We start from the raw sequence: 13,321 nt of genomic DNA, 5'->3' as shown, positions 1-13,321 counted from the left end.
TGCGCCTGCGCCACATACAAAAAAGGAGAGCCGAAGCTCTCCTTTTGCCTGCTTACGCGACGCTTAGCGAGTGCGTGGGCAGATTTCTTCTTCAGAGAAGAAGTATGCAATTTCACGAGCTGCAGATTCTGGGGCGTCAGAGCCGTGCACCGCGTTTTCGTCGATAGACACTGCGTAGTCAGCGCGCAGGGTACCGGCAGCTGCTTCTGCTGGGTTAGTTGCACCCATGATTTCACGGTTTTTGGCAATGGCGTTTTCGCCTTCCAGCACCTGAACCATTACCGGGCCAGATGTCATGAAGTCCACCAGGGCACCAAAGAAAGGACGCTCTTTGTGCTCTGCATAAAAACCTTCTGCTTGTTCTTTGCTCAGGTGCACCATCTTAGATGCAACAATGCGCAGACCTGCAGTTTCAAAACGGTTGTAGATAGCACCGATTACGTTTTTGGCAACCGCATCAGGCTTTACGATAGAAAAAGTACGCTCTAAAGCCATTTTTCTTGTCTCCGATAATTCGTGTAAAAATTTTTGGCCGCGAATTATAGGCAATAACCACCCTGTTGACCAGAGCCGATTGTATGCTGACGCGGTTTTCCCTAACAAAATCGATCAGGCCCGGCATTATCACCAGGGCCCGGCATTATTGCCAGAGCCTGGCTATTGTATTCTCAGACGTTCTGTTTTGCCAAATCCTGAATTTTACCCACAATGGCACGCAAGCCATTGCCGCGGGTTGGGCTGATGTGGCGCTCTAAATCCAGCTCTTCAAAATAGCCATTGATATCAAAGGCCAGGATCTCACTGGGGGTTTTGTTATCGTAGGCAGCCAGCACCAGTGCTAGCAGGCCTTGCACAATCACAGCATCGCTATCCACTAAAAAGTGAATACGGCCATCTTCGATGCGCTCAATCAACCACACTGAGCTTTGACAGCCTTTTACCAGACGATCGTCGGTTTTCTGGCTGTCCTCCAGCCCGTCGATGGCCTTGCCCAAATCGATGATGTACTGGTAGCGCTGCTCCCAGTCATCAAAAAAGGCCAGATCATCTACTATTTCCTGACTGCTTGGTAATTTCATGAAGTGCTCTGTTATTGATTACAAATTAAAAAAACACGCCCGCTTCAAGCTGGGCTTCTTCACTCATCATGTCGCGCGACCACGGCGGGTCAAACACCAGCTCAACCGCCACATCCTTAACCAAGGGCACCATGGTCACCCGGTATTCAACATCACCTACCAGTACCGGGCCCATACCGCAGCCTGGTGCGGTCAGGGTCATATCGATGTTGACTGTGCCACTGGCGTGATCGATGGCCACTTTATAAATCAACCCCAGCGATACCAGATCAATGGGGATCTCCGGATCGTAAATAGTGCTTAACGCTTCCCAAATCTGCTCTTCGCTAATTTGGCCATCTTCGGGCTGTGGAAAGGTCAGCACTTTAGCCTTACGGCCAATGGCGTCAGCATCGGTACCATCGATGCGGTACATATTGCCGCGCCAGGTGACCGTGTAATTACCACCCAGTTCCTGGGTGATATTCACAAATTCGCCTTCGGGGATCTTAGTAATATTGCCGGCTGGCACCAAGCGCGCGGTACATTCGCGCTCGGTCACTACCATTTTTTGTGCTGCTGCCATGCTACTGCTTACCCGATATTAAAGCTTTCACCGCAACCGCATTCATCCACAACATTAGGGTTGTTGTATTTGATAATGCCATTTACGCCTTCCAGCACATAGTCAATTTCAGTGCCGCGCAGCAATGTGACCGCATCGGCGGCCACCGCAACATTCACATTATTGCCGGCTTCGACGGTTTCATCGCCCTCTTGCGGGCCGTCAGCAAAATCCAATACATAGGCATAGCCGGTGCAGCCACTGACCTTGGTGGATAACCGGATCCACTGCTTATCGCTGGCGGTCAGTTTTTTAGCAAAATGCTGCTGAGCTGACTCCGTCAGCGACACCACCGTCTTGCTGGGCACAAATGTTTCAACGCTCATACTGTCTCCTGTTATGCCAACATCATCTTTGCTTTACGCAGCGCGGCAAATAAGGCATCAACTTCATCCAAGGTATTATAAATGGAAAATGACGCTCTGGCGGTCCCCGGGATGCCAAGCCGTTTCATTAGCGGCTGCGCACAGTTATCCCCGGTGCGAATCGCCACCCCCTGACGGTCTAGAATAAAGCCTACATCGGCCGGGTGAGCACCGTCTAATAAAAAGCTCAGCACGCCAATTTTATGCGCGGCGGTGCCAATCTGAGTCAGCCCGTCAAACGCAGCCGCTTGCTCATGGGCACTGGTCAGTAGCGCTTTTTCATGGGTTTGCAGAGCCTGGGTATCCAGGTCTGAAAACCAGTCCAGTGCAGCAGCCAGGCCGATGGCACCGGCGATATTGGGTGTGCCGGCTTCTAAACGGTTCGGCAAAACGCCCCAGGTGGCACTTTGATAAGTCACTTCCTGGATCATCTCGCCGCCAGTCAGCCATACCGGCCAGTCCTGCAAGACCGACTGGCGGCCCCACAGAGCACCAATCCCGGTAGGACCAAAAATTTTGTGGCCGGAAAATACATAAAAGTCACAGCCAATGGCCTGCACATCCACATCACCATGGGCGATGCCCTGCGCGCCGTCAATCAAAACCCAGGCACCAACCTGTTTGGCTTTGGCGGCCAGCTCTTTGATTGGATTCACCGTGCCCAGCGCATTGGACACATGCGGCATGGCCACCATGCGGGTTGCCGGGCTCAGCAGCGCATCAAACGCCTCAATATCCAGCTCGCCGTTATCTTTGATGGGGGCCACTTTTAAACTGGCGCCGCCTTTTTTACAGGCTTGCTGCCAGGTGACCAGGTTGGCGTGGTGTTCCATCTCGGTCACCAGCACCTCGTCGCCCTCGTTGAGCAACTGGGCCAGTCCGTTAGCCACTAGATTAATGCCTTCGGTGGTACCGCTGGTCCAAATGATTTCTTCGCGAGCGGCGGCATTAACAAACCGAGCCACCGAATCGCGGGCGCTTTCGTAGCGGCGAGTTGCTTCGTCTGATAACTGGTGGGCACCACGATGCACATTAGCATTGCACGTGGTGTAAAAGTCCATCATAGCATCAAGCACCGCCTGAGGTTTCTGCGTTGTAGCTGCATTATCCAAATAGACCAAAGGCTTACCGTCAACCTGGCGGTTGAGTATAGGGAATTGTTTGCGCAGCGCGGCAACGTCGAAACTCATTTCACCTCCATCTGGGCAAAGCGCTCACTTAGTTTAGGCAACAGCCAGTCACGAATAGTTGCTTCTGGCATCAAATTGACCAGTTCCTGAATGAAGCCAAAGTTCAGCATCACCAGCGCTTTACTGCGCGTGACACCGCGGGTCAGCAAATAGAACAATGCGTCATCGTCAATTTCTGCCACAGTGGCACCGTGGGCACATTTCACATCATCGGCATAAATTTCCAGCTCGGGCTTGGTATTGATCAAGCCGCGGCGTGATAACAGCAAGTTGCGGTTATTCAGTTCAGCCAGGGTCTTTTGCGCATCCCGATGAATATGAATGCGGCCATTAAACACTGCACGGGCGCGATCACCGATAATGCCTCGGGCATTTTCTTCGGTGGTGCCGTTAGGCACGGTGTGCTCGATATTGCTGTGCAAATCAAACAACTCACCTTCGGCCAGTAGGTACACGGCATTCATCTTGGCATCAGCATGTTCACCGGCGTGGATGATATCCACATCCAGGCGTGACAATTCACTGCCATAGCCCACCACTGTGCTGTGCATCGTCGATTCATTGCCCAGTTTGAAATGCGAGCCGCCAACCTGTTTGGCCGCGCCAGTCATCATGGCAAAACGGTAATGCTCCAGATGACCACCATCGGCAATGGCATATTCGGCAAAGGCGGTAGACATACTGCTTTCCTGCCCTTCACCATGCTCCATGACCCGGGCTTTGGCCTTCTCGCCAACCCGAACCACTAAGCGGGTGTGGGCATCCACATCCTGCGTGATCAGATTACTGATGCGCAGGACCTGTTCCATGGTGACACCATCGGCCACATCCACAAACAAGCCCTGGCTGCTGGCCACATCATTGACCAGGCCAAACACATGATGGGTTGGCTTAATTTTGCCATACAGCGTAGCCACTGTTTGTTGCTGGTCATCGCTTAGCTTATCAAACGGTGTGACAGTCACACCGTCGGGCAGGCTCAGCGCGGCCACATCCGTGGTCAACTGGCCATCCACAAAGGTGATGTCGATGCTGTTTAAGCCGTCAATCTGCGGCGCAACCTGGTCACCGGCGCTGGCCACCGTTTTGGTGCTACGCTTGGCCAGTGCGGTTAACGGGGTAAAACGCCAGGCTTCGTTACGACGACCCGGCCAGCCCGCCTGCTGCAAGGTGAGCAGCGACTGCTCACGCTCGCTTTTAAGAAAATCGGTCGGTGCAGCTGCGCGTTCAATGACCTCGTCTAGCCATTGGCTCATGCTTCTGCCTCCTCGTATTTTTTACCTAAGAATGCATAGCCGGATTTTTCCACTTCCTGAGCCAGTGACGCATCGCCGCTTTTGACAATCTTGCCGTCAGCCAGAATGTGGACAAAATCAGGCTTGATGTAGTCCAGCAAACGCTGGTAGTGCGTGACCACGATAAAACTGCGTTCGCCGTCGCGTTGTGAGTTCACACCTTCGGCCACAACCTGCAGCGCGTCTACATCCAGGCCGGAGTCTGATTCATCCAGAATCGCCAGTTTTGGCTCAAGCAAAATCATTTGCATGATTTCGTTACGCTTTTTCTCACCACCGGAGAAGCCTTCGTTCACACCACGCTTTAAGAAGTCCAGCGGCAGTTGTACCTGTTTGCAGGCGGCTTTGGCTTTTTTCAAAAACTCAGCGGCGGTCAGTGATTCTTTGCCTTGCTTTTCGCGCACAGCATTCACTGCCTCTTTCATAAATTCCATGTTGCTGACGCCCGGAATTTCTACCGGATATTGAAAGGCTAAGAACATACCCGCCTGGGCGCGCTCTTCCACTTCCATATCCAGCAAATCTGCGCCTTCCAGCTCGACAGAGCCTTCGGTAACTTCGTATCCATCACGGCCAGCCAATACGTAGCCCAGTGTGGATTTACCGGCCCCGTTCGGGCCCATGATAGCGTGAACCTCGCCTGGCTTAACTTCCAGGTCAAGCCCTTGAATGATGGCTTTTTCTTCTACGCTAGCATGTAAATTTTTAATCTTAAGCATGATTACCCCACTGAACCTTCAAGACTGATTTCGAGCAGTTTGCCGGCTTCCACCGCAAACTCCATCGGTAATTCTTTAAATACTTCTTTACAAAAGCCGTTCACAATCATTGAGACAGCTTTTTCTGCATCCATCCCGCGCTGCTGGCACAAGAACAACTGGTCATCACTCACCTTCGAGGTGGTTGCTTCGTGCTCTACAATGGCAGACGGGTTACGGCTTTCAATATACGGGAATGTGTGTGCGCCACATTCATCACCAATCAGCAGCGAGTCACATTCGGTGAAGTTACGCGCGCCATCGGCTTTAGGCCCCATAGAGACCAGCCCGCGGTACGCATTATTACTACGTCCGGCCGAGATCCCTTTGGAGATGATGGTAGACCGGGTATTTTTGCCCAGGTGGATCATCTTGGTACCAGTATCGGCCTGTTGACGGCCGCGGGTTAACGCCACCGAGTAAAATTCGCCCACACTGTTATCGCCTTTGAGCACACAGCTGGGGTATTTCCAGGTCACTGCTGAACCGGTTTCAACCTGAGTCCAGGAGATCTTGGCATTGGTGTGACACACGCCACGCTTAGTCACAAAGTTATAGATCCCGCCTTTGCCGTCTTCATCGCCCGGATACCAGTTTTGCACGGTAGAATATTTGATTTGCGCATCATCCATGGCCACCAGTTCTACCACTGCGGCATGCAGTTGGTTTTCATCACGTTGTGGTGCGGTACAGCCTTCTAAATAGCTCACATAGCTACCTTCTTCGGCTACAATCAGGGTGCGCTCGAATTGCCCGGTATTTTGTTCATTAATCCGAAAATAGGTGGATAACTCCATTGGGCAGCGTACGCCTTTTGGAATGAAGACAAACGAGCCATCGGTGAAGACTGCACTGTTCAGTGCGGCGTAGTAGTTATCGCTGCGCGGAACCACCGAGCCGATGTATTTTTTCACCAGATCCGGATACTTTTGCAATGCTTCAGAGATTGGGCAGAAGATCACGCCGGCTTCTTCAAGCTTTTCGCGGAAGGTGGTGACAACCGACACAGAGTCAAACACCGCATCCACTGCCACACCGGCCAGCATCTCCTGCTCGTGCAGTGGGATACCCAATTTTTCGTAGGTACGCAGCAGCTCAGGGTCGACTTCATCCAACGACTTCGGCTTGTCTTTCATGCTCTTAGGCGCGGAATAATACGAGATTTCCTGAAAATCAATTTTTGGATAGTGGACGTGCGCCCATTCCGGCTCTTCCATCTCAAGCCATGCATGGTAAGCCTTTAAACGCCATTCCAGCATCCATTCTGGCTCATTTTTCATGGTTGAGATGCGGCGGATAACCGACTCGTCCAGGCCATTTTCGAATGTTTCTGATTCAATTTCTGAATAGAAACCAGCATCGTATTTTCTCGATATTGCCTGTTCGATCTGTTCACTCATGTTGGGATCTCACTAGTTTGCCTGTCATAACGGAGCACTTTTGATTACAAAGCCATCACGGTCTTGCTTTGCACCACTTTTCGCTGCCTGGTCGAAAAGCTGCTCAACGCTGTGGAGTTGTGCCTTATTGTATAATACTTGACTATTTCACTCAAGAATTGCCGGGTGTGGGGCCAGGTGCTGCTGCGGCGTGCTGCAGCAAAGGCAAAACGCCGCGGATCATGCCCGAAAGACACTCATTATTCAACGCACTTAATACGCGAAGCTGGCAGCTCAGGCGGTTTGCGCCTGCCGCAAGCGGGTCACTACGTCGGTCACCCGGGCAATGGTATGCTCAATGTCCTGCTCGGTGGTGAAGCGCCCGACAGAGAAGCGTAGCCCACTATGCGCGGTTTCGGCGTCACAGCCAATTGCCCGTAGTACATAGGAAGGCTCCAGGCTGGCCGAGGTACAGGCCGAGCCGGAGGACACCGCAATATCATTCAGGCCCATCATTAAACTTTCGCCATCCAGGCCACCAAAGCTGACATTTAAGTTGCCAGCTACCCGCTGGGTGGCATGGCCGTTTAATTTGATGTCATCTAAACTTTGCAGGCCCTGCCACAAACGGTCGCGTAAGGTCGCGATACGTTTGGATTCAACCGCTAACTGGCCACCGGCAATTTCGCAGGCTGCGCCAAGGCCGACAATCTGATGAGTTGGCAAGGTGCCTGAACGCATACCCCGCTCGTGCCCGCCACCGTGGATTTGCTCAGCGATGCGCACTTTGGGTCGGCGTCGCACAAACAGCGCGCCAATCCCTTTGGGGCCATAAAACTTATGGGCCGAGATGGAATACAGGTCCACCGGCAAGGCGGACAGATCCACCGGCAGTTTACCCACACTTTGCGCACCATCTACATGAAACACAATGTCGCGCTCGCGGCACAGATTGCCGATAGCCTCAATATCCTGGATCACACCAATTTCGTTGTTTACATGCATGACCGACACGATAATCGTGTCGTCACGTAACGCTGCAGTCAGTTTATCTAAATCCACCAGGCCGTCACCGCCCACCGGTACATAGGTGACCTCGAAACCGTGCTTTTCTAAATGGGCGCAGGTATCCAGCACGGCTTTGTGCTCGGTGGTCAGGGTAACGATGTGCCGGCCTTTATCCTGATGCGTTTCGGCTGCGCCTTTTAACGCCAGGTTGTTGGACTCGGTGGCGCCGGAGGTAAACACAATTTCGCGGGGGTCGCAGGCAAGCAAATCGGCCACCTGATTACGCGCCACATCCACCGCTTCTTCGGCCATCCAGCCAAAACGGTAGGTACGCGATGCCGGGTTACCAAAATTGCCATCCAGAGTCAGGCACTGCATCATTTGTTCAGCCACCGCCGGATCTACCGGCGTGGTAGCGGCATAATCTAAATAAATCGGGGATTGGGGCTGGCTCATGACAGTTGCACGCTCACCGTAATATCCTGAAATTTTTGATGGGCCTGTCTGTCCTGGCGGCTAGCCACTTCCAATACATCGCGCTGGGCCATTAGCTCGCCTAAGGTAATGCCGTCTAAAAACAGGCTGATGCGGTCGCTTAAGTCCTGCCACAAACTGTGGGTCAGGCAGCGTTCCCCGCCCTGGCAATCCGACTGCCCGGAACAGCGGGTGGCATCCACGGTTTCATCCACCGCGCGGATCACCTGACCAATGGCAATCTCACTGGCCTGCCTGGCCAACAGATAGCCGCCACCAGGGCCGCGCACACTGTCCACCAGCTTTTCTTTACGCAGACGCGAAAATAGCTGCTCCAGATAAGACAACGAAATTTCCTGGCGCTCAGAGATATCTGCCAGCGGTACCGGTCCGCGGGTTGAATGCAGCGCAACGTCGAGCATGGCAGTCACGGCGTACCTGCCTTTTGAGGTCAATTTCATAAGCCTCTCCTGAGGAGTGTTAATGGTAAAATTGTTCCATACCTGACTAAACAGGTCAACTATTTACCCCTCGCCTTAACAGTCTCGTGGCGGCCCGCTCACCCCTGCTACATTAGCAAAAATGCATAAAAATTAGCCTTATGTCTAGTTGGCGCTTTGTTTTTAGCTGGCTACAGTTATTCCATTATGTGAGGGAGAGTTTTATGCTGACACCGATATTGCCTAAGGATGAGCCTGCCCGGATCCGCTCGCTACACTCGCTTAAGATCCTCGATACAGTGCCTGAAGAGCGCTTTGACCGTGTGACTCGCATGGCCAAACGCTTGTTTGATGTGCCTATCTCACTGGTCAGTCTGGTGGACAGCGACCGCCAGTGGTTCAAGTCAGCCCAAGGCCTGGATGCCACTGAAACGCCGAGGGACATTTCATTTTGTGGCCATGCAATTTTGCAGAACGAGGTGTTTTGCGTCACCGATGCCTCGCAGGACAACCGCTTTTTTGACAACCCGCTGGTTACCGGCGGCCCTAAAATTCGCTTTTATGCCGCCAGCCCGTTGAAAACCGCTGACGGTAGTAATATCGGCACCTTGTGTTTAATCGATGAAAAGCCCCGCCTGATGACCACCGAGGATGTCCAGTTACTGCGCGACCTGGCAGCTATGGTGGAACATGAATTGTGCGCCATGCAGTTAGCAACCATGGATGAACTGACCCAGATTTCCAATCGGCGCGGCTTTAATCTACTAACCGACTATGCCCTACACCAATGCGACCGGTTGTCATTGTCGGTGACACTGCTACATTTTGATCTTAATCAGTTCAAACCTATCAACGATACCTACGGCCATGCCGAAGGCGACCGCGCTTTGGCGGGTTTTGCCGGGGTACTCTCAGAGGTCTTTCGGGATTCGGATGTCGTCGCCCGGCTGGGTGGTGACGAGTTTGCTGTGCTGCTCACCGGCACCAGCGAAAATACTACCACACTTGTCCTCGCACGCTTAGAAGCAGCAATAGCCCAATACAATTTTGCTGCCAATCGAGGTTACGAAGTGACGTATAGTGTCGGCCAGGCAGACTGGCACAGCGGTGAAACTATGGAAGCCCTTCTGGCCCGCGCCGATATGGCGATGTACAAACGCAAGGCAGCCATGCGCAGTGAAGCATCACGCATGCGATGCTCGGCGTAGACAAATAAAACGTATTTATTTGAATTTTCTCTATTTATCGCCTATGACACTGTCATATTGCTTTACAAAGGGTGACCTCTTCAAAAGTTAGATTACAACAAACAACTGAAATTACATGGTTTATTAAACATGGCGCAATAACTGCTCAGCATGCTTGCTTATAAGCAAAAACGCATAAGCATAATCAACATGAGAGAGCAAAATGATGAAACGACTATTATGTTTTTTATCTATATTGTGGCTAGGCGCGAGTCAGGCAGCACCCATTGTGTATGAGGGCGAATTGATGCCTGGGGTGACAGAAACCGGCACAATCTCTGACCCATTTGAAACTGGAAGTGACTGGTGGTTTTTCAGTGCAGATATGGGCGATGTCGTGACGGTGACTGTAAACCGTATGGCCGCAGCGCTGGACCCTGCTTTTTATCTATATGCAGGTATGCCAGCCGACACCGATGCATTACCGCCGGTTCTTTTTTCCGCTGATGATGACATACCAGAACCGCCCGGACTTGAGGGTCCTTTCAGTGACCCGCAGATGCTCGACTTTATCATTCCATCTACAGGCACTTATACTGTCGCTGTGTGGGATTTTCTTAGTGCAGAACCAGGTCCCTTACCTTACAGTATTACACTGGATGCCTTTGTCGTTGCCGAGCCATCGCTGCTGACTTTGCTCGGGCTGGGCTTAGTGTTTGTTGGTCGTAGACGGCTTTTGCAACGGCAATAGTTGATTTACTGCTTAGACAGAAAAATCCGCCCTGCATTGCACAGGGCGGATTTTTTAAATCTTAGGATCAAATGACTCGTGAGGGTCGTCGTGGTCCGGGGCAACTGGGTCGATACCGGTTTCAGCAAAATCTTCTTTGCTGAGTGAGCTTAAGTTGTCGGTACACACATCGCCGCCCATACTGCGGATCACACCACACATTTCTTCCACTTTATGGTCCATCTGATGCATGTGCTCAAGCATGATGCCCATGGCATTGGCTACCGGATCCGGATTATCCGGGGAGATGGCATACGCATCGAACCCGTACTTTTGTGCAATACAATTACGCTTATCATTTTGCTGGCGCGCTACCTGTTGATTCACGGTAGACATCACGATTCGCCCGGGGATCCCCACTACCGTGGCACCAGCCGGAGCATCTTTCACCACCACTGAATTAGAGCCGATTTTTGCCCCTTCTCCAATAGTAATGGGCCCCAGCACTTTGGCTCCGGCTCCAATTACCACATTATTCTTCAGTGTCGGATGGCGTTTACCACTTTGCCAGGACGTCCCGCCCAGGGTGACCCCGTGGTACAGGGTGACATCATCGCCGATCTCGGCGGTTTCACCAATGACTACGCCCATGCCATGGTCGATAAAAAAACGCCGGCCTAAGCGGGCGCCGGGATGGATTTCGACTCCGGTAAGCCAACGGCTGAAGGTGGACAAGCTTCGGGCCAGCCACTTGAAATTGGCCTTCCACAACCGATGACTAATGCGGTGGATCCAAATCGCATGCAGGCCGGGGTAATTAGTCAGTACCTCAAAGGTATTACGAGCCGCCGGGTCGCGGTGGAACACCCCCTGTATGTCGTCTTTGATGCGTGAAAACATATTCAGCTCTTTGGTTTAATCGCCTTTTGAATCGAAGACAAAATGCCACGCAGAATATTGAGTTCCTGCGCTTCGGGGCGGGCTCGATTGAACAAGCGACGCAATTTTGTCAGCACCATTCCCGGGTGGTTTTGCACAATGAAGCCGGTATCTTTCAGGGTAGCTTCAAGATGTACGTAGAACCGCTCCAGATCCTCATTGAGCGGGTAATCGGTTTCCTCCGTCGCCTGCTCTTGCTGGTTCAGCCAGGCCATACGGACTTCGTAGCTTAAGGTTTGCACCGCCATGGCCAGGTTCAGCGAGCTGTAGTCAGGATTGGCAGGGATACATACATGATAGTGGCATTGCTGTAATTCTTCATTAGTCAGGCCATTGTTTTCACGGCCAAATACCAGCGCCACCGGGTACTTGGGTACCTCGCTGATCAGCTTTTCACCACATTCGCGCGGTTCCAACATAGGCCAGGAGTGCGTGCGTGAACGCGCCGAGGTGCCAACGACCAGGCCGCAATCAGCCACGGCTTCTTCCAGAGTGGCCACAGTTTTAGCATTGCCTAATACATCGCCAGCGCCGGCGGCCAATGCACTGGCTTTGCCATCTGGAGCCTGCTCCGGGTCTACCAGATACAGGCTACTCAACCCCATGGTTTTCATGGCCCGTGCTGCCGAGCCGATATTACCGGTGTGTGATGTGTTCACCAGTACAATCCTGATATTTTCCAGCATAGTCATCATAAAGTCGCAAATTTGCTCGCGATAATAGCACAGAGGCGCTTGGCAAGGCTATCGGCGAACACCCTGCGCTGCTATTGATATAGCCTGTGCAATCGCCTGGGTGTAGCCGGTTGGTCATTGCATCTTGCCGGTCAAGCGGGTACACTTCGCGCGTTTTTTACCGGCATTGCCCGCAGGCGGTGCCGTTTCGATCTTTTACAATTGGTGGTGATTATGCATCCTATGCTGAATATCGCGGTACGCGCGGCGCGCGTGGCCGGCTCTCTTATCGTGCGCAATTTTGAAATCCGCGATGATCTAAAACTGGAAACCAAGGGCAGCAATGATTTTGTAACCCAGGTCGACAAGGAAGCAGAACAAGCAATTATTAACAAAATCCGTCAGTCTTATCCTGACCACTCATTTTTGGGTGAAGAAAGTGGCGAAACCAAGGGTTCCGACTCTGACTTTCAATGGATTATTGACCCGCTGGATGGCACCACCAATTTTATCAAAGGCATCCCCCACTTTGCGGTATCCATCGCTTTGCTGCATAAAGGCCGATTAGATCAGGCTGTGGTTTTCGACCCTATCCGAGGCGAGCTGTTTACTGCCAGCCGTGGCCAGGGCGCTCAGCTAAATGGTTATCGTATCCGGGCGACCAAGCCGCGCGATTTGACCGACACCATCCTGGCCACCGGTCTGCCGTTCAAAAATAAAACCCAGTACAGCGAGTACGCGCTGAGCCTGAACAAAATTTTCCATGCCTGTGGCGATATCCGTCGCGCCGGCAGTGCCGCTCTGGATCTGGCGTACGTGGCCGCCGGTCGTCACGATGGTTACTGGGAGCGTGGTGTGAAAGCCTGGGATGTGGCCGCAGGCGAATTGCTGGTGCGTGAAGCCGGCGCCCTGGCCACCGACTTTCAGGGTGGCAACGACCCCTTATATAAAGGTGAAATTGTCGCCGGCAGCCCGAAAGTGGTGCAGGCGCTGGTCAAACACCTGAAATAATAAAAAAGCCCTTTCGAGGGCTTTTTTATTGCCTGCAATTTGGGAAGGTGATGCACTCCGGGTCGTCGCGGCGCAGGCCGCGATCTCCATGCACTACGAGTAATGTTGGATACACCGCGGAGTGGCCGGGAGATCCCGACTTTCGTCGGGATGACCGCTGGAAAAGTCATCGCGGCGCAGGCCGCGAT

Annotated in this window: 15 protein-coding genes; 3 read left to right on the top strand and 12 right to left on the bottom strand. The window is 52.5% G+C overall.

Going from position 1 to position 13,321, the window contains the following annotated elements; translation table 11 throughout:
• Positions 1 to 63: 63 nt before the first annotated feature.
• The 10 genes from ndk to iscR all read right to left on the bottom strand — a co-directional run bounded on the left by ndk (position 64) and on the right by iscR (position 8,613).
• The gene (gene ndk, locus ACTUJZ_RS15735) at positions 64 to 495 is read right to left on the bottom strand and encodes a nucleoside-diphosphate kinase (RefSeq protein WP_463637312.1); all 432 of its coding nucleotides are present in this window, start codon (positions 493 to 495) and stop codon (positions 64 to 66) included.
• A gap of 173 nt (positions 496 to 668) precedes the next feature.
• Complete coding sequence (locus tag ACTUJZ_RS15730; protein ID WP_463637290.1) at positions 669 to 1,079, bottom strand: SufE family protein; 411 nt, start codon at positions 1,077 to 1,079, stop codon at positions 669 to 671.
• A 25-nt stretch (positions 1,080 to 1,104) separates the two neighbouring features.
• On the bottom strand, positions 1,105 to 1,644 hold the full coding sequence (sufT, locus tag ACTUJZ_RS15725) for a putative Fe-S cluster assembly protein SufT (RefSeq protein WP_463637289.1): 540 nt from the start codon (positions 1,642 to 1,644) through the stop codon (positions 1,105 to 1,107).
• Between the two features lie 8 nt (positions 1,645 to 1,652).
• Positions 1,653 to 2,009: a HesB/IscA family protein gene (locus ACTUJZ_RS15720; protein ID WP_463637288.1), complete on the bottom strand. Its 357-nt coding sequence runs from the start codon at positions 2,007 to 2,009 to the stop codon at positions 1,653 to 1,655.
• An 11-nt stretch (positions 2,010 to 2,020) separates the two neighbouring features.
• Positions 2,021 to 3,238 (bottom strand): aminotransferase class V-fold PLP-dependent enzyme, encoded by a 1,218-nt coding sequence (locus ACTUJZ_RS15715; protein WP_463637287.1) that lies wholly within the window; start codon positions 3,236 to 3,238, stop codon positions 2,021 to 2,023.
• Positions 3,235 to 4,494 carry a Fe-S cluster assembly protein SufD gene (sufD, locus tag ACTUJZ_RS15710; RefSeq protein ID WP_463637286.1) on the bottom strand — a complete coding sequence of 420 codons (1,260 nt, stop codon included), beginning with the start codon at positions 4,492 to 4,494 and terminating at the stop codon, positions 3,235 to 3,237. The genes ACTUJZ_RS15715 and sufD overlap by 4 nt, the downstream gene beginning before the upstream one ends.
• The gene (gene sufC / locus ACTUJZ_RS15705; RefSeq protein ID WP_463637285.1) at positions 4,491 to 5,252 is read right to left on the bottom strand and encodes a Fe-S cluster assembly ATPase SufC; all 762 of its coding nucleotides are present in this window, start codon (positions 5,250 to 5,252) and stop codon (positions 4,491 to 4,493) included. The genes sufD and sufC overlap by 4 nt, the downstream gene beginning before the upstream one ends.
• Before the next feature lie 2 nt (positions 5,253 to 5,254).
• Positions 5,255 to 6,691, bottom strand: coding sequence for a Fe-S cluster assembly protein SufB (sufB, locus tag ACTUJZ_RS15700; protein ID WP_463637284.1), 1,437 nt, complete (start codon positions 6,689 to 6,691; stop codon positions 5,255 to 5,257).
• Between the two features lie 273 nt (positions 6,692 to 6,964).
• A complete protein-coding gene (locus ACTUJZ_RS15695) occupies positions 6,965 to 8,134 on the bottom strand; it encodes an IscS subfamily cysteine desulfurase (protein WP_463637283.1) in 1,170 nt (389 codons plus the stop codon).
• Positions 8,131 to 8,613, bottom strand: a complete 483-nt coding sequence (gene iscR, locus ACTUJZ_RS15690) for a Fe-S cluster assembly transcriptional regulator IscR (protein ID WP_463637282.1) — start codon at positions 8,611 to 8,613, stop codon at positions 8,131 to 8,133. Before iscR ends, ACTUJZ_RS15695 begins: the two co-directional genes overlap by 4 nt.
• Positions 8,614 to 8,816: 203 nt before the next feature.
• On the opposite strand from iscR, the gene ACTUJZ_RS15685 reads away from it, so the two are divergent.
• Positions 8,817 to 9,800: a sensor domain-containing diguanylate cyclase gene (locus tag ACTUJZ_RS15685; RefSeq protein ID WP_463637281.1), complete on the top strand. Its 984-nt coding sequence runs from the start codon at positions 8,817 to 8,819 to the stop codon at positions 9,798 to 9,800.
• Positions 9,801 to 10,002: 202 nt separating this feature from the next.
• Positions 10,003 to 10,530 carry a hypothetical protein gene (locus ACTUJZ_RS15680; RefSeq protein ID WP_463637280.1) on the top strand — a complete coding sequence of 176 codons (528 nt, stop codon included), beginning with the start codon at positions 10,003 to 10,005 and terminating at the stop codon, positions 10,528 to 10,530.
• 54 nt (positions 10,531 to 10,584) lie between these two features.
• On the opposite strand, the gene cysE is transcribed toward ACTUJZ_RS15680, so the two are convergent.
• Positions 10,585 to 11,409, bottom strand: a complete 825-nt coding sequence (cysE, locus tag ACTUJZ_RS15675; RefSeq protein ID WP_463637279.1) for a serine O-acetyltransferase — start codon at positions 11,407 to 11,409, stop codon at positions 10,585 to 10,587.
• 2 nt (positions 11,410 to 11,411) lie between these two features.
• Positions 11,412 to 12,134 (bottom strand): tRNA (cytosine(32)/uridine(32)-2'-O)-methyltransferase TrmJ, encoded by a 723-nt coding sequence (gene trmJ, locus ACTUJZ_RS15670; RefSeq protein ID WP_463637311.1) that lies wholly within the window; start codon positions 12,132 to 12,134, stop codon positions 11,412 to 11,414.
• A 222-nt stretch (positions 12,135 to 12,356) separates the two neighbouring features.
• Between trmJ and suhB the strand changes: the two genes are divergently transcribed.
• The gene (suhB, locus tag ACTUJZ_RS15665; RefSeq protein ID WP_463637278.1) at positions 12,357 to 13,133 is read left to right on the top strand and encodes an inositol-1-monophosphatase; all 777 of its coding nucleotides are present in this window, start codon (positions 12,357 to 12,359) and stop codon (positions 13,131 to 13,133) included.
• Positions 13,134 to 13,321 lie beyond the last annotated feature (188 nt).

Source organism: Alteromonas sp. WD8-37 (genome assembly GCF_055326825.1).
Note: the sequence above shows the minus strand (reverse complement) of the source record. Positions and strands in the feature narration are given on the sequence as shown.